This window comes from Sedimentimonas flavescens (assembly GCF_025154035.1).
In the GTDB taxonomy this organism is placed as follows: Bacteria; Pseudomonadota; Alphaproteobacteria; order Rhodobacterales; family Rhodobacteraceae; genus Rhodobacter; species Rhodobacter flavescens.
The window spans coordinates 90,464-114,772 of record NZ_JAOALJ010000005.1; the positions used below are offsets into that span (position 1 = coordinate 90,464).

General features: G+C 62.3%; 39 protein-coding genes. 1 reads left to right on the top strand and 38 read right to left on the bottom strand.

Translation table 11 applies throughout. The features are described 5' to 3' along the window. Window positions 1-186: 186 nt before the first annotated feature. The 33 genes from N3C64_RS10445 to rplB form a co-directional block, all read right to left on the bottom strand. Window positions 187-897 carry an ATP12 family chaperone protein gene (locus tag N3C64_RS10445; RefSeq protein WP_260014298.1) on the bottom strand — a complete coding sequence of 237 codons (711 nt, stop codon included), beginning with the start codon at window positions 895-897 and terminating at the stop codon, window positions 187-189. Further along, complete coding sequence (locus tag N3C64_RS10450; RefSeq protein ID WP_260014299.1) at window positions 894-1,559, bottom strand: HAD-IA family hydrolase; 666 nt, start codon at window positions 1,557-1,559, stop codon at window positions 894-896. The genes N3C64_RS10445 and N3C64_RS10450 overlap by 4 nt, the downstream gene beginning before the upstream one ends. Beyond that, window positions 1,556-2,629 carry an RluA family pseudouridine synthase gene (locus tag N3C64_RS10455; RefSeq protein ID WP_260014300.1) on the bottom strand — a complete coding sequence of 358 codons (1,074 nt, stop codon included), beginning with the start codon at window positions 2,627-2,629 and terminating at the stop codon, window positions 1,556-1,558. Before N3C64_RS10455 ends, N3C64_RS10450 begins: the two co-directional genes overlap by 4 nt. Further along, complete coding sequence (crcB, locus tag N3C64_RS10460) at window positions 2,626-3,006, bottom strand: fluoride efflux transporter CrcB (protein ID WP_218630856.1); 381 nt, start codon at window positions 3,004-3,006, stop codon at window positions 2,626-2,628. Before crcB ends, N3C64_RS10455 begins: the two co-directional genes overlap by 4 nt. A gap of 44 nt (window positions 3,007-3,050) precedes the next feature. After that, a complete protein-coding gene (locus tag N3C64_RS10465; RefSeq protein ID WP_260014301.1) occupies window positions 3,051-4,358 on the bottom strand; it encodes a replication-associated recombination protein A in 1,308 nt (435 codons plus the stop codon). 139 nt (window positions 4,359-4,497) lie between these two features. After that, entirely contained in the window at window positions 4,498-4,806 is a 309-nt protein-coding gene (locus tag N3C64_RS10470; RefSeq protein WP_260014302.1) for a RidA family protein, read from the bottom strand. 66 nt (window positions 4,807-4,872) lie between these two features. Further along, on the bottom strand, window positions 4,873-5,361 hold the full coding sequence (locus N3C64_RS10475; protein WP_311201875.1) for a GFA family protein: 489 nt from the start codon (window positions 5,359-5,361) through the stop codon (window positions 4,873-4,875). Between the two features lie 188 nt (window positions 5,362-5,549). Then, window positions 5,550-6,134 carry an acyl-homoserine-lactone synthase gene (locus tag N3C64_RS10480; protein ID WP_260014303.1) on the bottom strand — a complete coding sequence of 195 codons (585 nt, stop codon included), beginning with the start codon at window positions 6,132-6,134 and terminating at the stop codon, window positions 5,550-5,552. Window positions 6,135-6,181: 47 nt separating this feature from the next. After that, window positions 6,182-6,766, bottom strand: coding sequence for a helix-turn-helix transcriptional regulator (locus N3C64_RS10485; protein ID WP_236021214.1), 585 nt, complete (start codon window positions 6,764-6,766; stop codon window positions 6,182-6,184). A 294-nt stretch (window positions 6,767-7,060) separates the two neighbouring features. After that, window positions 7,061-7,480, bottom strand: a complete 420-nt coding sequence (gene rplQ, locus N3C64_RS10490; protein ID WP_260014305.1) for a 50S ribosomal protein L17 — start codon at window positions 7,478-7,480, stop codon at window positions 7,061-7,063. A gap of 152 nt (window positions 7,481-7,632) precedes the next feature. Beyond that, window positions 7,633-8,649: a DNA-directed RNA polymerase subunit alpha gene (locus N3C64_RS10495; protein ID WP_218630862.1), complete on the bottom strand. Its 1,017-nt coding sequence runs from the start codon at window positions 8,647-8,649 to the stop codon at window positions 7,633-7,635. A gap of 120 nt (window positions 8,650-8,769) precedes the next feature. Next, the gene (rpsK, locus tag N3C64_RS10500) at window positions 8,770-9,159 is read right to left on the bottom strand and encodes a 30S ribosomal protein S11 (protein ID WP_068765008.1); all 390 of its coding nucleotides are present in this window, start codon (window positions 9,157-9,159) and stop codon (window positions 8,770-8,772) included. 15 nt (window positions 9,160-9,174) lie between these two features. Beyond that, entirely contained in the window at window positions 9,175-9,543 is a 369-nt protein-coding gene (gene rpsM, locus N3C64_RS10505) for a 30S ribosomal protein S13 (protein WP_218630863.1), read from the bottom strand. A 171-nt stretch (window positions 9,544-9,714) separates the two neighbouring features. Continuing rightward, window positions 9,715-10,371 carry an adenylate kinase gene (locus tag N3C64_RS10510; RefSeq protein ID WP_260014306.1) on the bottom strand — a complete coding sequence of 219 codons (657 nt, stop codon included), beginning with the start codon at window positions 10,369-10,371 and terminating at the stop codon, window positions 9,715-9,717. Window positions 10,372-10,385: 14 nt separating this feature from the next. Next, window positions 10,386-11,744 carry a preprotein translocase subunit SecY gene (gene secY, locus N3C64_RS10515; RefSeq protein WP_260014307.1) on the bottom strand — a complete coding sequence of 453 codons (1,359 nt, stop codon included), beginning with the start codon at window positions 11,742-11,744 and terminating at the stop codon, window positions 10,386-10,388. Between the two features lie 103 nt (window positions 11,745-11,847). After that, the gene (gene rplO, locus N3C64_RS10520; RefSeq protein WP_218630866.1) at window positions 11,848-12,318 is read right to left on the bottom strand and encodes a 50S ribosomal protein L15; all 471 of its coding nucleotides are present in this window, start codon (window positions 12,316-12,318) and stop codon (window positions 11,848-11,850) included. 150 nt (window positions 12,319-12,468) lie between these two features. Beyond that, window positions 12,469-12,798, bottom strand: coding sequence for a ribonuclease E inhibitor RraB (locus tag N3C64_RS10525; protein WP_260014308.1), 330 nt, complete (start codon window positions 12,796-12,798; stop codon window positions 12,469-12,471). A gap of 80 nt (window positions 12,799-12,878) precedes the next feature. Next, on the bottom strand, window positions 12,879-13,067 hold the full coding sequence (gene rpmD / locus N3C64_RS10530; RefSeq protein ID WP_218630868.1) for a 50S ribosomal protein L30: 189 nt from the start codon (window positions 13,065-13,067) through the stop codon (window positions 12,879-12,881). Between the two features lie 12 nt (window positions 13,068-13,079). After that, window positions 13,080-13,640, bottom strand: a complete 561-nt coding sequence (gene rpsE / locus N3C64_RS10535; protein WP_218630869.1) for a 30S ribosomal protein S5 — start codon at window positions 13,638-13,640, stop codon at window positions 13,080-13,082. Window positions 13,641-13,763: 123 nt separating this feature from the next. Next, on the bottom strand, window positions 13,764-14,123 hold the full coding sequence (gene rplR, locus N3C64_RS10540; protein WP_260014309.1) for a 50S ribosomal protein L18: 360 nt from the start codon (window positions 14,121-14,123) through the stop codon (window positions 13,764-13,766). Between the two features lie 11 nt (window positions 14,124-14,134). Then, window positions 14,135-14,668, bottom strand: coding sequence for a 50S ribosomal protein L6 (rplF, locus tag N3C64_RS10545; RefSeq protein WP_218630871.1), 534 nt, complete (start codon window positions 14,666-14,668; stop codon window positions 14,135-14,137). 10 nt (window positions 14,669-14,678) lie between these two features. Then, window positions 14,679-15,077 carry a 30S ribosomal protein S8 gene (gene rpsH, locus N3C64_RS10550; protein WP_218630872.1) on the bottom strand — a complete coding sequence of 133 codons (399 nt, stop codon included), beginning with the start codon at window positions 15,075-15,077 and terminating at the stop codon, window positions 14,679-14,681. A 12-nt stretch (window positions 15,078-15,089) separates the two neighbouring features. Further along, on the bottom strand, window positions 15,090-15,395 hold the full coding sequence (gene rpsN / locus N3C64_RS10555) for a 30S ribosomal protein S14 (RefSeq protein WP_218630873.1): 306 nt from the start codon (window positions 15,393-15,395) through the stop codon (window positions 15,090-15,092). A gap of 18 nt (window positions 15,396-15,413) precedes the next feature. After that, window positions 15,414-15,971, bottom strand: coding sequence for a 50S ribosomal protein L5 (gene rplE / locus N3C64_RS10560; protein WP_218630874.1), 558 nt, complete (start codon window positions 15,969-15,971; stop codon window positions 15,414-15,416). Then, window positions 15,971-16,276 carry a 50S ribosomal protein L24 gene (rplX, locus tag N3C64_RS10565; protein ID WP_218630875.1) on the bottom strand — a complete coding sequence of 102 codons (306 nt, stop codon included), beginning with the start codon at window positions 16,274-16,276 and terminating at the stop codon, window positions 15,971-15,973. Before rplX ends, rplE begins: the two co-directional genes overlap by 1 nt. Continuing rightward, the gene (gene rplN / locus N3C64_RS10570) at window positions 16,276-16,644 is read right to left on the bottom strand and encodes a 50S ribosomal protein L14 (protein ID WP_022705624.1); all 369 of its coding nucleotides are present in this window, start codon (window positions 16,642-16,644) and stop codon (window positions 16,276-16,278) included. The genes rplX and rplN overlap by 1 nt, the downstream gene beginning before the upstream one ends. A gap of 91 nt (window positions 16,645-16,735) precedes the next feature. After that, window positions 16,736-16,969, bottom strand: a complete 234-nt coding sequence (gene rpsQ / locus N3C64_RS10575) for a 30S ribosomal protein S17 (protein ID WP_218630876.1) — start codon at window positions 16,967-16,969, stop codon at window positions 16,736-16,738. An 11-nt stretch (window positions 16,970-16,980) separates the two neighbouring features. Then, the gene (gene rpmC, locus N3C64_RS10580) at window positions 16,981-17,181 is read right to left on the bottom strand and encodes a 50S ribosomal protein L29 (RefSeq protein ID WP_038144431.1); all 201 of its coding nucleotides are present in this window, start codon (window positions 17,179-17,181) and stop codon (window positions 16,981-16,983) included. A 181-nt stretch (window positions 17,182-17,362) separates the two neighbouring features. Further along, window positions 17,363-17,776, bottom strand: a complete 414-nt coding sequence (gene rplP / locus N3C64_RS10585) for a 50S ribosomal protein L16 (RefSeq protein ID WP_218630877.1) — start codon at window positions 17,774-17,776, stop codon at window positions 17,363-17,365. A gap of 12 nt (window positions 17,777-17,788) precedes the next feature. Beyond that, complete coding sequence (rpsC, locus tag N3C64_RS10590; protein ID WP_218630878.1) at window positions 17,789-18,499, bottom strand: 30S ribosomal protein S3; 711 nt, start codon at window positions 18,497-18,499, stop codon at window positions 17,789-17,791. Next, window positions 18,499-18,879, bottom strand: a complete 381-nt coding sequence (rplV, locus tag N3C64_RS10595) for a 50S ribosomal protein L22 (RefSeq protein WP_218630879.1) — start codon at window positions 18,877-18,879, stop codon at window positions 18,499-18,501. Before rplV ends, rpsC begins: the two co-directional genes overlap by 1 nt. A gap of 5 nt (window positions 18,880-18,884) precedes the next feature. Beyond that, on the bottom strand, window positions 18,885-19,163 hold the full coding sequence (rpsS, locus tag N3C64_RS10600; RefSeq protein WP_218630880.1) for a 30S ribosomal protein S19: 279 nt from the start codon (window positions 19,161-19,163) through the stop codon (window positions 18,885-18,887). A 3-nt stretch (window positions 19,164-19,166) separates the two neighbouring features. Next, window positions 19,167-20,003: a 50S ribosomal protein L2 gene (gene rplB, locus N3C64_RS10605; protein ID WP_218630881.1), complete on the bottom strand. Its 837-nt coding sequence runs from the start codon at window positions 20,001-20,003 to the stop codon at window positions 19,167-19,169. 336 nt (window positions 20,004-20,339) lie between these two features. Between rplB and N3C64_RS10610 the strand changes: the two genes are divergently transcribed. Further along, window positions 20,340-20,792 (top strand): hypothetical protein, encoded by a 453-nt coding sequence (locus tag N3C64_RS10610; protein WP_260014318.1) that lies wholly within the window; start codon window positions 20,340-20,342, stop codon window positions 20,790-20,792. Between the two features lie 132 nt (window positions 20,793-20,924). Here N3C64_RS10610 and N3C64_RS10615 read toward each other — a convergent pair whose 3' ends face one another. From N3C64_RS10615 to tuf, 5 genes are all read right to left on the bottom strand, one after another. Beyond that, the gene (locus tag N3C64_RS10615) at window positions 20,925-21,221 is read right to left on the bottom strand and encodes a 50S ribosomal protein L23 (protein ID WP_218630883.1); all 297 of its coding nucleotides are present in this window, start codon (window positions 21,219-21,221) and stop codon (window positions 20,925-20,927) included. Further along, on the bottom strand, window positions 21,218-21,838 hold the full coding sequence (gene rplD, locus N3C64_RS10620) for a 50S ribosomal protein L4 (RefSeq protein ID WP_218630884.1): 621 nt from the start codon (window positions 21,836-21,838) through the stop codon (window positions 21,218-21,220). The genes N3C64_RS10615 and rplD overlap by 4 nt, the downstream gene beginning before the upstream one ends. After that, on the bottom strand, window positions 21,835-22,554 hold the full coding sequence (gene rplC, locus N3C64_RS10625) for a 50S ribosomal protein L3 (RefSeq protein ID WP_218630885.1): 720 nt from the start codon (window positions 22,552-22,554) through the stop codon (window positions 21,835-21,837). Before rplC ends, rplD begins: the two co-directional genes overlap by 4 nt. 10 nt (window positions 22,555-22,564) lie before the next feature. Then, the gene (gene rpsJ, locus N3C64_RS10630) at window positions 22,565-22,873 is read right to left on the bottom strand and encodes a 30S ribosomal protein S10 (protein WP_218630886.1); all 309 of its coding nucleotides are present in this window, start codon (window positions 22,871-22,873) and stop codon (window positions 22,565-22,567) included. Between the two features lie 212 nt (window positions 22,874-23,085). Beyond that, window positions 23,086-24,261, bottom strand: a complete 1,176-nt coding sequence (gene tuf, locus N3C64_RS10635) for an elongation factor Tu (RefSeq protein WP_218630887.1) — start codon at window positions 24,259-24,261, stop codon at window positions 23,086-23,088. Window positions 24,262-24,309 lie beyond the last annotated feature (48 nt).

Consider the following 24,309-nt stretch of genomic DNA (forward strand, 5'->3'; position numbering starts at 1 on the left):
CCCTCTTGGGGCGGTTCTTGCGCCCGTTTTCGGGCAGGAACACTCTGAGGTTGATCCCCAGTGGGCCGAGTTTGAGCCATTTGATCAAAGAACGTCAAGCGAGATTGCTGTTTTGGACCGAATACCTGTCCAATTTGCCGATAAACGCTTATTCGGCCAACATAAGTTTTGCGCGGCGCCGAGGCGCTACAGATGACGCAGGGCCCAGAATCGTTCGGCCTCCAGCAGAGCTTCGCGCTTCAACGCGGCCTGCTCAGCAGCCTCTTCGTCCTCGCCCCATTGCTCGATCTGCCAGGTCTCGTCGATTCGAGCGAGATCCCAGGCCGTCGCCGCATCAAGCCGCCCCATGGCCACCGCCAACCCCAAGACGAGCGAGCCGGTGATTCCCACCAGATCGTGCACCGAGGCCATCTCGTACTCATCGAGCGCGGCGACGCGCGCCGCCAGCGCGGACAGTGCGGGCGCGGGCTGCGCCACGGGGATTACCCCTTTGGTGACCACAAGACGGGCGCCCAGCTCGGCCTCGGCCCAGTCCAGAAGTGCGTCCCACGCCTCAGCCTGGCGTGCGACCAGCTCATCGGGCTGCTCGGCGCGGTAACACAGCAGGTCGGTACCACCATAGGCCGCGATCAGCTCGGCAACCTCGGCGTGCTGATGACGGACCTTGTCGATGGCGGCATTGGCCGAACGCGTCACCGGCATCGTCGTGGGGTCGATCTTCTCGTCCTGCGCATCCCATTCGGCTGCAATCGCCTCGGCCATGGCGCGGGTAGGCACCTCAAGCAGTGCCTTCGCCGGGGTCTTGAGAGCCCGCCCGTCGAGCGACACGCCGAAGCCGCCGGGCTGCTCAGTAACCGTTGCCGCCTTCCAGAACCGCTTTGCCGTCCATCCGCTCATACATGCATCTCCACGAAATCGCCCAGCGCGGCCTCAAGCGCCGCGAATGTATCCACAAGCCGATCCGCGCCCGCCGCCAGCAGATCGGAAACGGGGTGGTAACCCCAACTTACCGCAATCGTGCCGCAGCCCGCCGCGCGCCCCATCTCGATGTCAAAGGTCGTGTCGCCGATCATCACCGCATCGCGTGCGTTGACGCCGGTATCCGCCAGCGCGGCAAACAACATCTCGGGGCTTGGCTTGGACGGGTGGTCATCCGCCACCTGCCGCGTCACGAAAATCCCCTCAAGCCCGTGATGGCGCAAAAGCGCATCGAGCCCGCGCCGCGACTTGCCCGTCGCCACGGCCAGAAACAGATCGTCGCGCTGCGCGAGCTTGCGCAACAGATCGGCCGCGCCCGGATAGAGCGGCGCGGGCGAGGCCGCACGGCTGGTGAAGTAGCTGGCCTTGTAGCCCTCGACGATGGCGGCCTGGGTGGCGGCGTCCTGATCGGGCGCAAGCCGCGCGATGGCCACGGGCAGAGACAGCCCGACGATAGACAGCGTTGCTGCGCGCGAGGGCGCGGGCAGGTCAACGGCCTCAAACCCCAGCGCCATCGCGTGACAGATATGCGCCTGGCTGTCCGAGATCGTGCCGTCCACGTCAAAGACGATCAGCTTCATAGAAGATCCTCGAACGGATCGGCGGGCACCTCGTTTTCGTGCCAGCCCAGCGTCTTCCAGGTGCGCTTCATGTGATCGGGCAAGGGCGCGCTGATGGTGACGCGCTTCTTGGTGATCGGGTGGTCAAAGCTGATCTGGCGGGCGTGCAGGTGCAGCTTGCGGCTGATCTCGCCGCCCAGCTGCGCACCCCAGCCATCGCCTAGGTTCTCCTGCCCCGAGCCGCCGTATTTCCCGTCCCCCACGATCGGATGGCCCAACTCGGCCATATGCGCGCGCAGCTGGTGCGTGCGCCCGGTGATCGGCACCAGCGCGACCCAGCTGACCCGCGAGCCAAGCGCATCGAGCACCGCGTAATCGGTCGTGGCGCGCTTGGCATCCGGGTAATCGCCGATCTTGGCGGGGTGGATACAGATCATCTTCTCGCCCTCGCCGCCGCGCCCATGGCCCGGCGCCTTCATCAGGGCAAAGCGCACCGTTCCCATCTTGGGGTTGGGCACACCGGCGACCGCCGCCCAGTAGATCTTGCGCGTAGTCTTGTGCCGAAAAGACTCTGACAGAGCCCGCGCGATCCGGTCGGTTCGCGCGATCAGCAGCACCCCCGACGTGTCCTTGTCGAGCCGGTGCACCATCTTCGGCTTGTCCTTGTAGCCAAAACGCAGCGCATCGAGCAGCCCATCGACATGCCGATCCCCCTGCCCCGAGCCGCCCTGCGAGGGCAGCCCCGGCGGCTTGTTCAGCGCGATGATATGCTCGTCACGCCACAGCACACAGGCCTGGATCATCTCTTCATCGGCGGACGAGATCTGCGGCCCGCCGCCGTCACGGATACGCTCGGCGGCAGCCCCCCTGGGGGTGGCCGTCGCGGGCGGCAGCGGCGGCACGCGCACCTCCTGCCCCGGCGCGACGCGGCTGTTTGCCTTGACCCGTCCGCCATCGACGCGCAGCTGGCCGGTCCGGCACATCTTCTCCACCGCGCCCTGCGTGAGCTGCGGAAAGCGTTTCTTCAACCAGCGATCGAGGCGCTGCTCGCCCTCGTTCTCGGTCACCTTGATCATTTGTACGCCGCTCATGCCAACACCCACCGCATGAAATGAACTCCGAACATCAGCCCCGACAGCGCGCCGAGAACCGATATCGCTACATAGAAGGCCGCGTTGCCCACATCGCCCCGCTCGATCAGCGTCCAGACCTCAAGCGAGAAGGACGAGAAGGTCGTGAAGCCGCCTAGCACGCCCGTCGCGAGAAGCGGATTAAGATGCGTCAACATGCGCTGCCCGAGGAAAACCACAAGGCAACCCATCGCAAACGAGCCCACGATATTCACGAAGATCACACCCAGCGGGATGGTCTGCGGGCCGAACAGCCGCAGGATCGCCACCCCCGAGAGGTAGCGGCCCGAAGCCCCGATGGCGCCGCCGAGGGCGACCTGTAGAATGGTGGACAGCATGGAGTTCTCCTTTGGCGCCGAGAAACCCTCGGGGGGGCCAAATGTCAACCGTTACGCTTGTCTCGCAGCTTCGCGAACCATTCGACACGCTTTTTCAGCTCACGTTCGAAGCCGCGCTCGACCGGATTGTAGTAGACCGGGCGCTTCATCGTGTCGGGGAAGTAATTCTGCCCCGAAAAGCCATCCTCGGCATCGTGGTCATAGGCATAGCCCGCGCCATAGCCCTGCTCTTCCATCAGCCGGGTCGGCGCGTTCAGGATATGCTTGGGCGGCGGCTCTGACCCCGTCTTGCGCGCGCCGTCACGCGCGGCCTTGTAGGCAACGTAGCCCGCGTTCGATTTCGGCGCGAGGGCCAGATAGACCACCGTCTGCGCCAATGCCAACTCGCCCTCGGGCGAGCCAAGCCGCTCATAGATCTCCCAGGCGTGCAGCGCGTGGGTCTGGGCCTGCGGATCGGCAAGGCCGATATCCTCGACCGCCATACGCACGAAGCGCCGCGCGAGGTAGCGCGGGTCTTCGCCGCCTTCGAGCATCCGGGCGAACCAGTAAAGCGCCGCGTCCGGGTCAGACCCGCGCACCGATTTGTGCAGGGCCGAGATCAGATTGTAATGCTCATCCCCCGACTTGTCGTATTTCGCCGCCCGCCGCATCAGTCGCGCCGAAAGTGCCTGCGTATCAAGCGGCGCCGCGACCTTCCACGCCATCACCTGCTCGATCAGATTGAGCAGTGCGCGCCCGTCGCCATCGGCCATCTCCAAGAGCGCCTCGCGCGCCGGGGCCTTGAGCGGCAGCGCCCGGCCCAGGGTCTGCTCGGCGCGCTGCGCCAGCCGTTCGAGGCTGGCGAGGTTCAGACGCTCCAGCACGATCACCTGCGCGCGGCTGAGCACGGCGGCATTCAGCTCAAAGCTCGGGTTCTCGGTGGTGGCGCCGACCAGAAGGATCGTGCCGTCCTCCATATGCGGCAGGAAGCTGTCCTGCTGCGCCTTGTTGAAACGGTGAATCTCGTCGACGAAAAGCAGCGTTCCCCGTCCCTGCCGGAAGCGCAGCTTGGCCGCCTCGAAGACCTTGCGGAGTTCCGGCACACCCGAGAAGATCGCCGAGATCTGAACGAAGCTGCGGTCGGTTTCCGATGCCAGCAGCCTCGCGATGGTGGTCTTGCCGACGCCCGGCGGCCCCCAGAGGATGAGCGAACTCAGCGACCCCGCCGCCAGCATCGCGCCCAAGGGACCCTCGGGGCCAAGCACATGCTCCTGCCCGATCACCTCCGAAAGGTGCTGCGGCCGGATACGGTCCGCGAGGGGGCGATGGGCCGGAGCCTCTTTCGCCGGTTGGCTATCGAACAGGTCAGACATGCCTCATAGGTAATCCGCGCAAGAGCGGCGCGAAAGCCCCCCGCCACAAGAAACCCGGACGCTGTGCGCCTCAGTCGGGCACGACGGCGTCCACCTCGATCTCGACCAGCCACTCGGGGGTTCAAAAAGCGATTGATCGCTATGATCGTATCGACGGGGCCGCATCGAGGCTGTAAGGCTTGCGTGCCTCGATAGCCTGTTTCCAGTTGTCGATGGCAGTCAGGATCAGTCTTGTGCGCGCTACTGCCTGCAGGCCTGATCCGGCCTTAATGATCTCGAAACATTGCCTGGTCTGCAGGAACATGTCGTCGGCTCCAACCGTGTTGCCATCGGGTCCGACCGGCGCGGTGCCGCCCACCGCGAAGAAGTTCCCGACCCTGACGGCGCGGCTAAGCCCCACGAGGTTTTCCTTGGGATTGCCATTGGAGATATGCGGCCCCCCCTGCACGATGGCTTCTCCTGCCCAAAGTTGTCTCCAGGCGCCGCAAGACCCGCGTTGCTCCGCGCGCTCGCCTTACAAGTCCCCAGTGCGGCGGCAGGTTTCGAAGATCGTCGCCTGCTGTGGTGTGCCGTCGTTCGTGGTCGCATGCTCGGTGAAGGTCGGAACCCCGGCGGGCACGATGGTGTCCGGACGAGCCGCCCCAAGAAAGATGTGCTTCGAGGCCTCGGGGGCGAGCGGAAACCAACAGGGGTCATCAAAGGTCCCGGCATATATGCCGACGGCGCCGGGAAACCGCTCAAAACTCAGCCAGAGCTTGGTTCCGCAATCCGGGCAGAAATGAATATGAACAACCTTGCCGGAGCCCGCGGAGACCTGATCATAGATCTTGGGCGCGCCCGAAAGCACGACCAGATCGCGCTCGTCGAAGATCGGCTCGACCATATAGGCCGATCCGGTGGCCCTTTGGCAAAACCGGCAATGGCAGACCGTAACCCGGCTCGGCATGGCAAGCGTTGCGTAGCGAACGGCCCCGCACAGGCAGCCCCCCTCGTGTCGTGTCATCGCGCATTCTCCTAGTCCGGAAATGAACCCGGCGGCAGCCGCGCTCGGGCCCAGCCTATCACGGGACTTGGCTGCACGCGGAAAGATCCGTGACGAACGCCGGCCCAAAAAAGAAAAAGGCCCCCGCGTTTGGCAGGGGCAAGTCAGTCATACAGGCTGCGGCACGTTGGTTTCGGCCGCATGTTGGATCAGTGCATCTTGGTGGCGAGGCTGATCTCGACGCAGACATGCGCGCCGCCGATGTCGAGCACCGGCCCCGTCGGCTCGCAGTCCAGCCCCACCCGGCGTGCCAGACGCGGCGCAAGGGCCGGGATCAGACCCAGTACCTGCGTCGCCCCGAAGGTGCGCGCCGAGATGACCATCTCGTGGATCAGTTGCGACTGAACGCGCATCCGCTGCCCCGAGGGGACATGCTCGGACACGAAGATGCGCGAGCATTCCCAGATATGCTCGCCGATCGGCGCTTCCTGCCAGAGCAGGTTCGACGGGATCGCCTCAAGCAGCCCGCGCTGTGCGTCGCGGATCATGTAGGAATAGATGCCGCACTGGTGCGTGGTGGGCAGCAGCCGCACCCCGGCCAGAACCCGGCCGTTTTCGTGCACGGCGACCCAACGGCTTGCCGCCGTGTCGTATTGGTCGAACTCCATCCCGTCGACCTGCGGCAGATCCCACCGCTTGCGACCGATGAAAGTTTCGTGTCGTGCGCGAAAGAAATTCGCGAACAACTCGCCATGGTTGTGCAGATTGGCGTAAGAAAGAGTGGTAGCTTCCATAGTAGTGCCTCCTTGGGGTTGAAACCTGGCAGGAAGCGCCACAGAGCTCAGAGCAATCTGTATTCTCGCGCTTTTCGCACGGCCTCGGAGGTGGTGCGGGCCTCAAGTCGGATCCGGGCCGACTTCAACCTCGCTTTCAACGCACTCTCCGATATCCCCAGTTTGGCAGCGGCAGCAGTGTGGCGATCCCCGTTCGAAATGCATTGCAGGGCCTCGATCTGAGCGGTTGTCAGCTCAGTCGGTGGCGTATTCTCCTCATGCAGGCGCAACGCTATTTCCAGAAGCTTCGCCAACTCGGCGTCGGTAAATTCCCGGTCCCCCCGACCGATACCGACGATGGAGCGCGAAGAGATCGGCCCACAAGAGGCCGATGCTCCAAATTTCATGCCGAATGCCGCCGCCTGTTTGATGACATCAAACGGGTCGGGAAAGGTAATCTCGCTCCAGCGGGTGACCCCAGTGCAGCCAATCCCCCAAAAAACGAGGGGATCGCGCAGGTAGTAAGAGTTGTCGTTGTAGAGACGGACCCAACCGGGCGGAAACGTGCTGTGATAGATCAGCGGCGTGGCGAAGCGTATGTGCAACCCTACGGTGAATCCGAGAGGTGACAGCTGGGCCAGTTCGTTCAGCATTTCAGACGTCGCGCGATTAAAAGACATATCCTTTTAGACAGGTCGCTGTGGGGTCCGTCAACTTTTAATTGAATTTGCTGACTTTCCCGGGTGGGTGTTAACCATGTATAAACTTAAAGGCGCAGGAATTGCACACCCATTGGCGCGGCCAGGGCGCCGCAGGGTGCTCTATTTCGTATAGCGCGGGGGGAGATGGGGCCGAGCGCCCGAGCGCGATTCTCGCCAAGATCCGAAAAAGAAAAATCCCGCCCAAGGGCGGGATTCTCAGTTCGGTCGGACCGAGCGGCCAGAGGATTATTCCTCGGCGGCTTCCTCGGCAGCCAGGCGGGCCTTGTCGGCAGCGCCTTTGGCGGCGGGGTCACGGTCAACCAGTTCGATGATCGCCATCGGAGCCATGTCACCATAGCGGAAGCCGGCTTTCAGAACGCGGGTGTAACCACCGCTGCGCTCTTTGAAGCGCGGGCCGAGCACGTCGAACAGCTTAGCGACGTACTGGTCTTCCTTCAGCTGCGAAGCGGCCAGACGGCGCGCGTGCAGGTCACCGCGCTTGGCCAGCGTGATCAGCTTTTCGATGATCGGGCGCAGTTCCTTGGCTTTCGGCAGCGTGGTCTTGATCTGCTCGTGCTCGATGAGCGAGCCAGCCATGTTGGCGAACAGCGCCTTGCGGTGTTCGTGGGTACGGTTCAGACGGCGGTAGCCGCGAGCGTGACGCATCGTATTTCTCCAGTCTTGCGTTTTTGCTTTGTGTTGCGCCGCCTGCGTTGGACGGAGCGTCGTTGGGGCATTTGCCCATGGTTCCCGGGACGTCCCGGCATTGGATGGGGGGCCTTTAGCCCACGCCCCCCGAATGAGTCAAGCGCGCAAGATCAGAACTGATCTTCGAAACGCTTGGCCAGATCCTCGATGTTCTCCGGCGGCCAATCCTCGACTTCCATGCCGAGGTGCAGACCCATGCCCGAGAGCACTTCCTTGATCTCGTTGAGCGACTTGCGGCCGAAGTTCGGGGTGCGGAGCATCTCGGCTTCGGTTTTCTGGATGAGGTCGCCGATATAGACGATGTTGTCGTTCTTGAGGCAGTTGGCCGAACGCACCGAAAGTTCCAGCTCGTCCACCTTCTTGAGGAGGAGCGGGTTGAACTCGAGGCCTTCGTCGGCATCCTGCTTCGAGGCCGATTCCGGCTCTTCGAAGTTCACGAAGATCGACAGCTGATCCTGCAGGATGCGCGCAGCATAGGCCACGGCGTCCTCGGGGGTCAGCGAACCGTCGGTTTCGATTTTCATCGTCAGCTTGTCGTAGTCGAGCACCTGGCCCTCACGGGTGGGCTGAACCTCGTAAGCGACTTTCTTCACCGGCGAGTAGATCGCGTCGATGGCGATCAGGCCGATCGGCGCATCTTCCGGCTTGTTCTTGTCGGCGGCCACATAGCCTTTACCGGTGTTCACGGTGAGTTCCATGAACAGGTCGGCGCCGTCGTCGAGATGGCAGATCACGTGATCCTTGTTCAGGACCTCAATGCCGTTCGATTCCGAGATGTCGCCACCGGTGACAACGCCCGGGCCCTTGGCCGAGATCGACAGGCGCTTCGGCCCCTCGACTTCCATCTTCAGCGAGATGCCCTTGAGGTTCAGGATGATGTCGGTGACATCCTCACGCACACCGGCGACCGAGGAAAACTCGTGCAGCACGTTGTCGATCTGCACCGAGGTGATGGCGGCGCCCTGGAGCGACGACATCAGCACGCGGCGCAGCGCGTTGCCCAGCGTCAGACCGAAGCCGCGCTCAAGCGGTTCGGCGATCACGGTAGCCTGACGTTGCGGGTCGTTGCCGGCTTTGACTTCAAGCTGCGTCGGCTTGATCAGTTCGGCCCAATTCTTATGGATCATGCGCTCTGCCTCCATACTTGTTTCGGACCCATGTCCAATAGTCCGAAACGCCCGAGGAAAAATGCGAAAGCAGCCGGGCCGTGCAGGAACCCCCGCACGGCCCGACCGTCGAAACTTTGATTAGACGCGGCGGCGCTTGGGCGGGCGGCAGCCGTTGTGTGCGATCGGGGTCACGTCACGGATCGAGGTGATCGTGAGACCAACAGCGGCCAGCGCGCGCAGCGCCGACTCGCGGCCCGAACCCGGGCCTTGCACTTCAACGTCGACCGTCTTCAGGCCGTGCTCCTGCGCCTTGCGGGCAGCATCTTCAGCAGCCATCTGGGCGGCATAGGGGGTCGATTTGCGCGAGCCCTTGAAGCCCATGGTGCCCGAGGACGACCACGAAATGGCGTTGCCCTGAACGTCAGAGATCAGGATCTTGGTGTTGTTGAACGACGAGTTCACGTGAACGACGCCAGCGGCGATGTTCTTGCGCTCTTTGCGTTTAACGCGGGTTTTATCGCGAGCCATTAGTTCACCCTCCCCTTACTTCTTCTTGCCGGCGATCGGCTTGGCCGGGCCCTTGCGGGTACGGGCGTTGGTGTGGGTGCGCTGACCGCGAACCGGCAGGTTGCGACGGTGACGCAGGCCGCGGTAGCAGCCAAGGTCCATCAGGCGCTTGATGTTCATCGACACTTCACGGCGCAGGTCGCCCTCAACCGTGAGGTTGGCGTCGATGTATTCGCGGATCGCGAGCACTTCGGCGTCCGAGAGTTCATTCACACGGCGCGTCGGCGCAATGCCAACGGCTTCGACGATCTGGTTGGCGAACATCGCACCGATGCCGTGGATGTACTGAAGAGCGATCGGGACGCGTTTCCCGGTCGGAATGTTGACGCCAGCAATACGTGCCAAAGCGACTTTCCTTATGTTGCGGTTCCGTAGCACCAGAACCTTTTTTCACAACAACCCCGGTCAGATGTCCGGGATCACGAAAGCCTGAGACTGCATCGCAGACTCAGGCGATTCTCAAGCGAGACGCCGTGACCTAGAAGGATTTGTCCACCGGGTCAAGCGCCTTCGCGTTTATTTCGAGGCAGCATCCAGAATGGTGTCGATCTGACCCGCAACCTCGTCGATCTCGGCCAGGCCATCGACGGTGCTCAGCGCGCCGGCGTGGTAGTAGTAGCCGATCAGCGGCGAGGTCTTCTTGTAGTATTCCATCAGCCGGGTCTTGAGGCTGTCCTCGTTGTCATCGGCGCGCCGCTTCATGTCGTGGCTGCCGCAGACATCGCAGGTGCCCGCAACCTTGGTCGGCTTGGTTTCGTCGTGATAGACCTCGCCGCAGTTGCCGCAGGTAAAGCGGCCGGTGATGCGCTTGACCAGCGCCTCGTCGTCCACCCGCATCTCGATCACCGCGTCCAGCGCCTGACCGGTCTTGGCCAGCAACGCGCCAAGCGCATCGGCCTGCGGCAAGGTGCGCGGGAAGCCGTCGAAGATGAAGCCATTGCCCGAGGCCGAGGCCATCTTTTCCTCGATCAGGCCGATGACGATCTCGTCGGTGACCAGCTCGCCGCGGCTCATTACCCCGGCGACCTTCTGACCCATCTCGGTGCCCGAGGCCATGGCCTCGCGCAGCATGTCCCCGGTGGAGAGCTGAACCATGTTCCGCTCGTCCACCAACTTGCGGGCTTGCGTGCCTTTGCCAGCGCCGGGCGGGCCCAGAAGAATGATATTCGTCATGCCGGTCCCTTTTCTCAGCGACGCGCCGGAGCCTTGCGGCCCGTCTTCTTCTTGCCGCGCAGCTGCGACTTCTCGATCAGGCCCTCATACTGGTGAGCCAGCAGATGCGACTGCACCTGGTTGATCGTGTCCATCGTCACCGACACGACGATCAGCACAGAGGTGCCGCCGAAGTAGAACGGGATCGACAGCTGCGAGCGCAGGATCTCGGGCAGCAGGCAGACGGCGGCCAGATAGGCCGAACCGATGACCAGCACGCGCGCGACGACATAGTCGAGGTAGTCCTCGGTCTTCTTGCCGGGGCGGATACCGGGGATGAAACCACCCTGGTTCTTGAGGTTGTCGGCAACCTCATCCGACTTGAACGCCACGTTCGCGGTGTAGAAATACGCGAAGAAGACGATCATGACCGTGAAGAACAGCAGGTAAAGCGGCTGGCCCGGGCCGAAATAGGCCAGAACCGTCGACATGATCGGGCCGGTCGAAGCGCCCGAGAAGGTCGAGATCGTGGTCGGAAGCAGCAGAAGCGACGAGGCGAAGATCGCCGGGATCACGCCCGCCGGGTTCACCTTGATCGGCAGGTGCGACGAGCCGCCGTCATAGATCTTCATGCCGACCTGGCGGCGGGGGTATTGGATATGGATCTTGCGCAGCGCGCGCTCCATGAACACCACGAAGGCGATCACGGCGACCACCATCACGATCACACCCAGGATCACCGGGGTCGAGATGGCACCGGCGCGGCCCTGCGCGAAGAACTGTGCCAGAGCAGCCGGGATCTCGGCGACGATGCCGACGAAGATGATCAGCGAAACGCCGTTGCCGATGCCGCGCGCGGTGATCTGCTCACCCAGCCACATCAGGAACATGGTGCCGCCGACCAGCGTGATCACCACGGAAGCCACGAAGAACATGCCCGGGTTATGTGCTAGGTCGCCCGCCTCAAGCGAGCGTGCCAGACCGAAGGCCTGGAAAGTCGCCAGACCCACGGTCGAGTAGCGGGTGATCTGGTTGATCTTCTTGCGGCCCTGCTCGCCCTCTTTCTTCATCTGCTCCAGCGAGGGAACCAGCGCGGTCAGCAGCTGAACGATGATCGAGGCCGAGATGTAAGGCATGATGCCGAGGGCGAAAATACCCATCCGGCCAAGCGCACCGCCGGTGAACATCGACAGGATGCCACCGATGCCGGAGGCTGCGCCTTCCATGAATTCACGCAGCGCCACCGTATCGATGCCCGGCACCGGGATATAGGTGCCGAGGCGATAGATGATCAGCAGCCCGATCGTGAAGAAAATACGTTGGCGCAGCTCGGTGGCCTTGCCCAGGGCGCCCCAGCTGAGGTTCGCCGCCATTTGCTCTGCAGCAGATGCCATATGCCCGTCTCTTTCATGCAAAACGCCGCCGGACCGTTCCCCGGTCGGCGGCGCCTGGAAAACTATTGCCTATGTAAGCGGGCCGAGGCCCGCCCACAACCGCTTATTCCGCAGCGGCGGCGGCAACGGTCAGCGTGCCGCCGGCCTTTTCGACGGCTTCGATAGCCGCTTTCGAAGCGCCCGTGACGTTCAGGGTGACTTTCGAGGTGATCTCGCCCTTGGCCAGAACGCGCACGCCATCAAGCTTGCGGCGCACCAGACCCGAAGCGACCAGCGCGTCTTCGGTGATGGCCTCAGCAGCGTTCAGCTTGCCCTCGGCGATGAACTTCTCGATCAGGCCGAGGTTCACGACGGCGAACGACAGGCGGTTCGGCTTGGTGAAGCCGCGCTTCGGCAGGCGACGGTAGAGCGGCATCTGGCCGCCTTCGTAACCGTTCAGAGCCACGCCCGAGCGCGATTTCTGACCCTTGATACCGCGACCGGCGGTCTTGCCCTTGCCCGAGCCCGGGCCGCGCGCGACGCGCTTGGATTTCTTGGCGGCGCCCGCGTTGTCGCGGAGTTCATTCAGTTTCATGTCGCTTCTCCTTTGCCGGAAATGCCCCCACAAGCGACAGAGGGGCACACGCGGCGTTTCTTGATTGATTCTTGTGACCACAGAGGGCCACCGGGGGCGTATAGACGAGGTGCTGGCGGGGGGTCAAGTAACATAGACGCCCCCACCGGATCAGACCGGCTCGATCGCCCAGCCCTCGGTAGCGAAGCCATGCAGCGCGCCAAGCAGGATCAGGGGCTCTTCCCAGCTCCAGAGCCAAGCGAGCGACGGGGCGCCGGGCGGCGTCTCGACCTCAATGCAGGCTTCGTCCTCGCCCTCGGCGTCATACCAGGAGACGTCGAAACCAGCATCCTCGGCCGCCTCGGAAAAGGCGTCCCAGTCGGCATCCGGCCCCTCGGCCGCGAAGCAGAACACCGCGACGGCAAGCGCGGGCAAGTCCCCCTGCCCTTCGAATTCCGCGAAAAACCGCGCCGTCTCGGCCTTCAGTTCCTCGAGTTCCATTGCGTTCATCCTTCCACAGGGATCATGAAAAACGCCCCGGCCTTGCGACCGGGGCGTTTTCCCAAGCGTATTCGCTGAAATCAGCCGCGCTCTTCGACGATGGTCACCAGATGCGGGATCTTGTTGACCATGCCGCGGACCGAGGGGGTGTCCTCGAGTTCACGGGTGCGGTTGATCTTGCCGAGGCCCAGCCCCTTGAGGGTCGCGGCCTGGATGGCCGGACGGCGGGCTGCCGAGGCGATTTGCTTAACAACGATGGTTTTTGCCATGGTTCAATCTCCTCAGGCTTCAACCGAAGCTTCAGCTTCGGGCTTGGCGAGGATGTCCGCAACCTTCTTGCCGCGACGCTGCGCGACCTGACGGGGCGAGGCTTCCTTCTTGAGGCCATCGATCGTGGCACGGATCATGTTGTAGGGGTTCTGCGAGCCGAGCGACTTCGCAACAACGTCCTGCACGCCGAGCATTTCGAAAACGGCACGCATCGGGCCACCGGCGATGATACCGGTACCGGCCGGGGCGGTGCGCATCACGACCTTGCCAGCGCCGTGACGGCCCTCGACGTCGTGGTGCAGCGTGCGGGCATCCTTGAGAGCGACGCGAACCATCGAGCGCTTAGCTTGCTCGGTGGCCTTGCGGATCGCTTCCGGAACTTCTTTCGCCTTGCCCTTGCCGAAGCCGACGCGACCACGCTGGTCACCGACAACGACGAGCGCGGCGAAGCCGAAGCGCTTACCACCCTTCACGGTTTTCGACACACGGTTGATCGCAACGAGACGATCGGCGAATTCCGGGGTCTCTTCGCGCTCGGCGCGACGGTCCCGACGGTTCTCACGTTCTGCCATGGGGCATTCCTTTCGTGATGGCGTGGTTTCACGCCGTTAGATCCAATCCTGGTGGGTGCCCGGAACTGCGTTCTGGGCAAACCCCCGGATCATCGGGGTGGCGCGAACGCCACCCGCCGGTTCTTAGAACTTCAGACCAGCTTCGCGGGCCGCATCGGCCAGAGCCTTGATCTTCCCGTGGAACAGGAAGCCGCCACGGTCGAAGTAGCACTCTTCGACACCGGCCTTCTTGGCACGCTCGGCGATGGCAGCACCGATCTTGGCGGCTGCTTCGACGTTGTTCTTGCCAACCAGGCCCAGATCCTTTTCGAGGGTCGAGGCCGAGGCAAGGGTCACGCCGTTCACGTCGTCGATCAGCTGGACGCTGATGTTCTTCGACGAGCGATGCACCGACAGACGGGCACGGCCATTGGCCATTGCTTTCAGTTTGTTCCGGACGCGCAGGCGGCGCTTGAGGAACAGCTCTCTTTTGTTGTTCGCCATTTTCGCTACCCTTACTTCTTCTTGCCTTCTTTGCGGAAGACATACTCGCCCTTGTAGCGGATACCTTTGCCCTTGTAGGGCTCGGGCTGCCGCCACTCGCGGATATTCGCCGCCACCTGGCCGACCAGTTGCTGGTCAATACCTTCGATGGTGATCTCGGTCTGCTTCGGGGTCACGACGGTCACACCGGCGGGAACCTCGAAGTTGACCTCGTGCGAGTAGCCGAGCGACAGCTTCAGAACGTTGCCCTGCATCGCGGCGCGGTAACCCACACCCTGAATTTCGAGCTCTTTCTTGAAGCCGGTGGTGACGCCGACGCCGAGGTTCTCGATCATCGAGCGGGTCATACCCCACTGCTGACGCGCACGCTTCGAAGTGCCGCGCGGCGTAACAGTGACGGTATTGCCGTCGATGGCGATGGTCACATCGTCGGTAGCGGTGAAGCTGCGGGTCCCTTTCGGGCCCTTCACTTCGATGGTCTGACCAGCCAGCGTGGCAGTGGTGCCAGCGGGCAGCTCGACCGGTTTCTTACCAATACGAGACATGCTTCCCTCCTTAGAACACGGTGCAGAGCACTTCACCGCCAACGTTGGCAGTGCGCGCAGCCGCGTCCGTCATGACGCCTTTCGGCGTGGAGACGATCGACACGCCCAGGCCCTGACGGACCGTCGGGATGTCCTTCACCGAAGCGTAAACGCGACGACCGGGGGTGGAAACGCGCTTGAGTTCGCGGATCACCGGGGTGCCTTCGTAATACTTCAGGCTGATCTCGAGCTGGGGCAGGCCCTTCTCGCAGGTCACTTTCTCATAGCCACGGATGTAGCCTTCCGCTGCAAGCACGTCGAGAACCCAGGCGCGAAGCTTCGAAGCCGGGGTGCGGACGGTGGACTTGCCGCGCAGTTGCGCGTTGCGGATGCGGGTCAGCATATCGCCGAGGGGATCGTTCACAGACATTCCCTGACTCCCTTACCAGCTCGACTTCACCATGCCGGGGATCTGGCCGAACGAGGCCAGTTCGCGCAGCATGATCCGCGAGAGTTTGAGCTTACGGTAGTAAGCGTGGGGACGGCCGGTGAGCTGGCAACGGTTGTGCAGACGCACGGCCGACGAGTTGCGGGGCAGTTCCGCCAGTTTCAGAGACGCCTTGAAGCGCTCTTCCATCGGGCGGTCCTGATCGGCGACGATCGCCTTGAGTTCTGCGCGCTTGCCAGCGTACTTGGTCACAAGACGCTGACGCTTCACTTCGCGCGCAACCATGGATTTCTTAGCCATAAGTGTTGTCTCCCGCGATCAAGCGTTGAAGGGCATGTTGAAAGCTTTCAACAGCGCCTTGGCTTCAGCGTCCGATTTCGACGAGGTCACCATGATGATGTCCATGCCGAGAACTTCGTCCACCTTGTCGAAGTCGATTTCCGGGAACACGATGTGCTCTTTGAGGCCCATCGCGAAGTTGCCACGGCCATCGAACGAAGGCTTCACGCCGCGGAAGTCGCGAACGCGCGGCATCGCCACGTTGATCAGGCGGTCCAGGAATTCGTACATGCGGTCGCCACGCAGGGTCACCTTGCAGCCGAGCGGCATTTCCTCACGAACGCGGAAGCCGGCGATCGACTTCTTGGCCTTCGTGGTGACAGCCTTCTGACCAGCGATGAGCGACAGCTCCTCGGCGGCCTGCTTGACCTTCTTGGTGTCCTTGACAGCTTCGCCGACGCCCATATTGAGAACGATCTTCTCGAGCTTCGGGATCATCATGTCGTTCTTGTAGCCGAACTGCTCTTTCAGAGCGGCGCGGATGGACGAATGATAGAGCGCCTTGAGGCGCGGGGTATAGGTCGCTTGATCCAGCATCAGATCGCCTCCCCGGTGGTCTTGGCGAAACGCACCTTCTTGCCGTCTTCAAAGCGGAAGCCGACGCGGGTGGCCTTGCCGTTGGCATCAACCAGAGCCAGGTTCGACAGGTCGATCGGCATCGCCTTCGACACGCGGCCGCCCTGGGTGGTCTGGGTTTGACGCTGGTGACGGATGGCGGTGTTCACGCCTTCCACGATCGCCTTGTTGTCCTTGGGCATAACGGTGGTGATTTCACCCTGTTTGCCCTTGTCCTTGCCGGCGAGCACGACGACCTTGTCGCCTTTACGGAGTTTCGCAGCCATCACAGCACCTCCGGAGCGAGCGAGATGATCTTCATGAAGTTCTTGGCGCGCAGCTCACGCACGACCGGCCCGAAGATACGGGTGCCGACCGGTTCGCCCTGGTTGTTCAGGATGACGGCGGCGTTACGGTCGAAGCGGATGGCGGTGCCATCTTCACGACGGACTTCTTTGGCGGTGCGCACGACGACGGCCTTACGGACGTCACCTTTCTTCACGCGGCCGCGCGGGATGGCTTCCTTCACGGAAACGACAATGATGTCGCCGACCGACGCATAGCGACGGTGCGAACCACCCAGGACCTTGATGCACTGAACTCGGCGAGCGCCGGAGTTGTCAGCAACATCCAGATTGGTCTGCATCTGGATCATTTGGTTACTCCCGACCTTTGGGGACGCCTATGCAGTTAGCCGCCCCAGGGTTTCGATAAACTGAAAGTTTATCGCCGGGACCTGAGAGAACTCAGGCCTCGACGACGACCTTCCAGCGCTTGGTTTTCGAGATCGGCGCGCACTCTTCGATGCGAACGGTGTCACCGGCCTTGAAAGTGTTGTCCGCATCGTGAGCGCGATATTTCTTCGACTTACGAACGGTTTTTTGCAGCAGCGGGTGCTTGAAGCGGCGCTCGACGAGAACGGTAACGGTCTGGTCGTTCTTGTCCGACGTCACGACGCCTTGGAGGATACGTTTGGGCATGGAAGGGCTCCTTACTTCGCGGCTTCAGCGGCTTTTTGGTTCAGAACCGTCTTCACGCGGGCAACGTCACGGCGGACCGCGCGCATGCGGGCGGTGTTCTCGAGCTGACCGGTGGCCTGCTGGAAGCGGAGGTTGAAGGCTTCCTTCTTGAGCGCGACGAGCTGATCACGCAGCTCATCAGGCGTTTTCGCCTTGAGTTCTTGGGCGTTCATCCCATGGTCCTTTCTTGGCACCAGAGAGCCCCGAAGGTGACTCTATGTCTGGTGGGTTATGTCTGTCCTGCCTGCAGGACCTGCGCGCTCTAACACCGGCGCGCCAATCATGCAAGCGATTCCGAAGAAAAAGTGAACCCCCGGCGACGAGGCCGGGGGTTCGTGTTCTTACGCGCGGATCTTACCAGTCTTCGCGAGCGACGATGCGGGTGGTCACCGGCAGCTTGTTCGCGCCGAGACGCAGGGCCTCGCGGGCGATCACTTCCGAGACGCCATCGATCTCGAACATGATGCGACCCGGTTTGACCTTCGCCGCCCAGAAGTCCACCGAACCCTTACCTTTACCCATACGGACTTCGGTCGGCTTCGAGGTGACCGGGGTATCCGGGAAGATACGGATCCAGACACGGCCCTGACGCTTCATGTGGCGAGTGATCGCACGACGCGCAGCTTCGATCTGGCGGGCGGTCACGCGCTCCGGCTCGGTCGCCTTCAGGGCGAACGAACCGAAGTTCAGGTTGAAGCCGCCTTTGGCCTCACCGTGAATCCGGCCCTTGTGCTGTTTGCGGAACTTAGTCCGTTTCGGTTGCAGCATCTTTCATACTCCTCAGCGAGCGTCGCGGCGCGGGCCACGCGGAGCCGGGCCTTCTTGGGCCTCGGCGGCCTTGCGGTCGCGTGCTTGCGGATCATGTTCCATGATCTCGCCTTTGAAGATCCAGACTTTCACGCCGATGATCCCGTAGGGGGTCGTCGCTTCGTCCAGGGCGTAGTCGATGTCGGCGCGCAGCGTGTGCAGCGGCACACGGCCTTCACGGTACCATTCGGTACGCGCGATCTCGGCACCGCCCAGACGGCCGGCGACGTTCACGCGGATACCCAGGGCACCCATGCGCATCGCGTTCTGCACCGCGCGCTTCATGGCGCGACGGAACGAGACACGACGCTCGAGCTGCTGGCAGATCGACTCGGCAACCAGCTGGGCGTCCAGCTCGGGTTTGCGGACCTCGACGATGTTGAGGTGCAGTTCCGAGTCGGTGAAGTTCGCCAGCTTCTTGCGCAGGACTTCGATGTCCGCGCCTTTCTTGCCGATGATGACGCCCGGACGCGCAGCGTGAATGGTCACGCGGCACTTCTTGTGCGGACGCTCGATGATGACGCGCGAGATGCCCGCCTGCTTGACTTCCTCGTGGATGAATTCACGCATCTTGAGGTCTTCGAGCAGCAGGTTGCCGTACTCTTTGCTGTCGGCATACCAGCGGCTGTCCCAGGTGCGGTTGACCTGGAGACGCATCCCAATGGGGTTAACCTTCTGTCCCATTACGCACGCTCCTCGACTTGACGCACCTTGATGGTGATTTCCGAAAACGGCTTCATGATCTTGCCGAAACGGCCGCGGGCACGCGGACGGCCACGCTTCATCACGAGGTTCTTGCCAACCCAGGCTTCGGCGACGACGAGGCTGTCGACGTCCAGGCCGTGGTTGTTTTCAGCGTTGGCGATAGCCGACTGCAGGCACTTCTTCACGTCAGCAGCGATCCGCTTGTTCGAGAAGGTCAGATCGGCCAGGGCGCGATCGACTTTCTTGCCGCGGATCAGGGCGGCGACGAGATTCAGTTTCTGCGGCGAGGTGCGAAGCATCTTGGTCTTGGCCATTGCTTCGTTATCCGCCACGCGGCGCGGATTCTGTTCCTTACCCATGGCTCTTACTTCCTCTTGGCTTTCTTGTCGGCAGCGTGCCCGTAGTAGGTACGGGTCGGCGAGTATTCACCGAACTTCTGACCGATCATCTCTTCGGTCACCGCGACCGGGATGTGCTTCTGACCGTTGTAGACCCCGAAGGTGAGGCCCACGAACTGCGGCAGAATGGTGGAGCGACGCGACCAGATCTTGATCACTTCGCCTTTGCCCGACGCGCGCGCTTTTTCCGCTTTCTTCAGCAGATAGGCGTCAACGAAAGGGCCTTTCCAAACAGAACGTGCCATATCTTAACGACCCTTCTTAGCGTGACGCGAACGGAGAATGTACTTGTCCGTCTTCTTGTTCGAGCGGGTGCGCTTGCCCTTGGTGGGCTTGCCCCACGGGGTCACCGGGTGACGGCCACCCGAGGTGCGGCCTTCACCACCACCATGCGGGTGGTCGATCGGGTTCATCGCGACGCCGCGGACGGTCGGGCGGATGCCCATGTGACGCTTGCGGCCCGCTTTACCGAGGTTCTGGTTCGAGTGGTCAGCGTTCGACACGGCACCGATGGTGGCCATGCATTCCTGACGCACCAGACGCAGTTCGCCCGACGAAAGGCGGATCTGCGCGTAGCCACCGTCACGGCCGACGAACTGGGCGTAGGTGCCCGCGGCACGCGCCAGCTGACCGCCCTTGCCGGGCTTCAGCTCGACGTTGTGCACGATCGTACCGATCGGCATGCCCGAGAACGGCATCGCGTTGCCCGGCTTGATGTCCTGCTTCGCGCCCGCGATCACGGTGTCGCCGACAGCCAGACGCTGCGGGGCCAGGATGTAGGCCAGCTCGCCGTCCTGGTACTTGACCAGCGCGATGAAGGCGGTGCGGTTGGGATCGTATTCGATACGCTCGACCGTAGCCGGAACGTCGAACTTGCGACGCTTGAAATCAACGACGCGGTAGAGACGCTTCGCGCCACCACCCTTGTGCCACATCGTGACGCGCCCGGTATTGTTCCGGCCACCGGTCTTGGTCAAACCCTCGACGAGGGCTTTGACCGGACGGCCTTTCCAAAGCTCCGAACGGTCGATCAGAACCAGCCCACGCTGGCCCGGCGTCGTCGGCTTATACGACTTGAGTGCCATGCTTTCTGTCTTCCGTTAGCTTGCGGCGGGTTGCCCCGCCTGTCTGTGTGTAAAGGGCGCCGAAGCTCCCCAAGTGCAAAAGTCACCGGCCCCGGAACGAATCCGAGGCCGCTAGACAGGCGCGATGTAGCAGGGATGGAGAGAGGTGGCAAGTAAGTAGGTAGAGTTCCACTTAAGATCAGCATCAATGCGTCTACACGCGCCCGCGTTTGCTCTGCCTCACCGATTTGCATCTTGCTATATCGCACCACTGATGCAATATCGCACACTGCATGCGGAATCGCACGATCTTCGTGAGCAACTCATCAAGACGCAAACGGAACTAAGGAGACACTCATGCCAACCACCATTGACACCGTTGCGCCCGCCAAGACCTATGGGAAGGGGGATGCGCTTTACGTTCAAGCGCAGCAAATCTGGATCATCCTCACTGCATTTGTGATGTCGAAGTCGTTCCCTGGGACAAGCTGGGAGAAGTTTGACCACCCGAATGATCGAATCTACTATTCCGAACTCGCCGCGAAAATGGGACGCCCCGGCGCTCAAAGAACTCTTAGCCGTCAACTTGAAATCGTGGGGCGGTACTGCGTAATGAACAACCTTCCCGCACTTAACGCGATCGTCGTGAACAAGACATCTCAGATTCCTGGTGATGGTGTGGTGCTCCATCAAGGTCGCGACGAGTTTCAAGAGATCGCCACGGTCAACAACTTCGACTGGTTCACGGTTCGTCCGCCGACCGTGGGCGCCCTCCGTAAGGTCTATGACTGGATCAACGCGAGTTACTGAGACCGACGGACCCGACCGTGCAGCTCGCGCCTACAAGACTGTTGCATACACAGCGAGCGTGCGGCCATTTCACACACCAAACGAAAAGGCCCCCGCTCGCGCGAGGGCCTTCCCAATTCATGCAACCGAGCCTTAGAGGCCGGTCGAAACGTCGATCGTCTGACCGTCTTCCAGCGTCACGTAGGCTTTCTTGACGTCCGAGCGCACGCCCGGCTGGCCACGGAAGCGCTTCGTCTTGCCTTTGGTGATGGTGGTGTTGACCGCTTTCACCTTGACGCCAAAGAGAGCCTCGACGGCCTCCTTGATCGCAGGCTTGGTCGCGGTTTTCGCCACCTGGAACACGACCGCGCCATTTTCCGAGGCCATGGTGGCTTTCTCGGTGATGACGGGCTTCACGATCACGTCGTAATGTTCGGGTTTCGCGCTCATTTCAGGCGAGCCTCCAGAGCTTCGACACCCGCTTTCGTGATGACCAGGGTCTCACGCTTGAGGATGTCATAGACGTTGGCGCCCATCGACGGCAGAACGTCGAAGCCTTCGATGTTGCGCGCGGCTTTGAGGAAGTTCTCGTTCACCTCGGCGCCGTCGATCACCAGGACCTTCTTCCAGCCCAGCTCCTTGGCGGCTTGCGCCAGCAGCTTGGTCTTGGCTTCGGCCAAATCGGCAGCTTCCAGAACCACAAGGTTACCCGCCTTGGCTTTCGCCGAGAGAGCGTGCTTGAGGCCCAGGGCGCGGAACTTCTTCGTCAGGTCATGGGCGTGCGAACGCGGGGTCGGACCCTTGTACACACCACCGTGACGGAAGATCGGAGCCTTCTTGGAACCGTGACGAGCGCCGCCGGTGCCTTTCTGGCGATAGATCTTCTTGGTCGAGTAGGACACGTCCGACTTGCCCAGCACCGAGTGGGTGCCAGCCTGCGCCTTCGCGCGCTGCCAGCGCACGACGCGGTGCAGGATGTCCGCACGCGGCTCCAGACCGAAGATGTCATCCGACAGTTCGATCGAACCGGCTTTGCCGGCGTCGAGCTTGATCACATCGAGTTTCATGCTTCACCCCCTTCGACCGAAGCTTCTTCAGCCGGAGCAGCAGCGCCCTTCAGACCGGCCGGCATCGGAACGTCCGACGGCAGCGGCTTCTTGACGGCGTCCTTGATGGTGACCCAGCCGCCCTTGGCGCCCGGAACCGAGCCCTTGACGAGGATCAGGCCACGATCGGCGTCGGTCTTGACGACCTGGATGTTCTGCGTGGTGACGCGAACAGCACCCAGATGACCCGCCATCTTCTTGCCCTTGAACACCTTGCCGGGGTCCTGGCACTGGCCGGTCGAACCGTGCGAACGGTGCGAGATCGACACACCGTGCGAGGCACGCAGACCGCCGAAGTTGTGGCGCTTCATCGCACCGGCAAAGCCTTTACCGATCGAGGTACCGGCGATGTCGACGAACTGACCGTTGTTGTAGTGTTCGGCCGAAATCTCGGCGCCCACTTCGATCAGGTTCTCCGGCGACACGCGGAACTCGGCCAGCTTGCGCTTCGGCGCCACGTTCGCTTTCGCGAAGTGGCCGCGCATGGCGGCGGTGGTACGCTTGGCCTTCGCTTCGCCCGCGCCGAGCTGAACGGCGGTGTAGCCGTCCTTCTCTTCGGTGCGCTGCGCGACGACCTGGAGGTTTTCGAGTTGGAGAACGGTCACAGGAACCTGCTTACCGTCCTCGAGGAACAGCCGGGTCATGCCCAGCTTCTTGGCGATAACACCAGAACGCATCGTCGCCTCCTCAGACCTTGATCTCGACGTCGACGCCGGCAGCCAGGTCGAGCTTCATCAGCGCGTCCACGGTTTGCGGGGTCGGATCGACGATGTCGAGAAGACGCTTGTGCGTGCGGATTTCCCACTGGTCGCGCGACTTCTTGTCGATGTGCGGACCACGGAGAACCGTGAATTTCTCGATTTTGTTCGGCAGCGGGATCGGGCCGCGAACCGTAGCACCGGTACGCTTGGCGGTGTTCACGATTTCCTGGGTGCTGGCGTCCAGCACGCGGTAATCGAACGCCTTGAGCCGGATGCGGATGTTTTGACCAGTCATTTAGTCTTGCCTCTCGCAGGGGCTTTCAGGTTGAGAGGCAGACACCGCCGAATGCGACGCCTGCATCGAACCACAATCTCTTGGAGATCAGGGGCGCCGGATATGCGCGTTACCCGAGTCTGTCAAGAGCAAATGGCGCGCCTTTCGGCGCACCACTCATATTCACTCGCGATGTCGCGGACGGGCCCGTTACAGGCCCGTCGAGACGTCGATCACTCGATGATTTTCGAGACGACGCCGGCACCGACGGTGCGGCCGCCTTCACGGATAGCGAAGCGCAGCTTCTCTTCCATGGCGATCGGGGCGATCAGTTCGACTTCGAACTTCAGGTTGTCGCCCGGCATAACCATCTCGGTGCCTTCCGGCAGCTTCACGGTGCCGGTGACGTCCGTGGTGCGGAAGTAGAACTGCGGACGGTAGTTCGCGAAGAACGGCGTGTGACGGCCACCTTCCTCTTTCGTGAGGATATAGGCTTCAGCTTCGAACTTCGTGTGCGGCTTCACCGAACCCGGCTTGCACAGAACCTGACCACGCTCAACGCCGTCACGGTCGATACCGCGCAGCAGCGCGCCGATGTTGTCGCCAGCTTCACCGCGATCGAGCAGCTTGCGGAACATCTCGACGCCCGTGCAGGTGGTCTTCTTGGTCGCGCGGATACCGACGATCTCGAGTTCGTCGCCCACGTTCACAGCGCCACGCTCAACACGGCCGGTCACAACGGTGCCGCGGCCCGAGATCGAGAACACGTCTTCGATCGGCATCAGGAACGGCTGGTCGACAGCGCGCTCCGGGGTCGGGATGTACTCGTCGACAGCGGCGATCAGAGCGCGGATCGAATCCTCGCCGATCTCGTTGTCGCGGCCTTCCATCGCGGCCAGAGCCGAGCCCTTGATGATCGGAATATCATCGCCGGGGTAGTCGTACGACGACAGCAGTTCGCGGATTTCCATCTCGACGAGCTCGAGCAGCTCTTCGTCGTCGACCTGGTCAACCTTGTTCATGTACACGACCATGTACGGAATGCCGACCTGACGGCCGAGCAGGATGTGCTCGCGCGTCTGCGGCATCGGGCCGTCGGCCGCGTTCACAACCAGGATCGCGCCGTCCATCTGCGCCGCACCCGTGATCATGTTCTTCACGTAGTCGGCGTGGCCGGGGCAGTCGACGTGCGCGTAGTGACGGTTCGCCGATTCATATTCAACGTGGGCCGTCGAGATCGTGATCCCGCGAGCCTTCTCTTCCGGCGCGCCGTCAATCTGGTCGTAGGCCTTGAATTCACCAAAGTACTTGGTGATCGCAGCCGTCAGCGTCGTCTTGCCGTGGTCAACGTGGCCAATCGTGCCGATGTTGACGTGCGGTTTCGTCCGTTCAAACTTTGCCTTTGCCATAATGGCCTCCTGTAGTCCTTAAAACCCGTGGGAAAGGCGCCCGGGTTA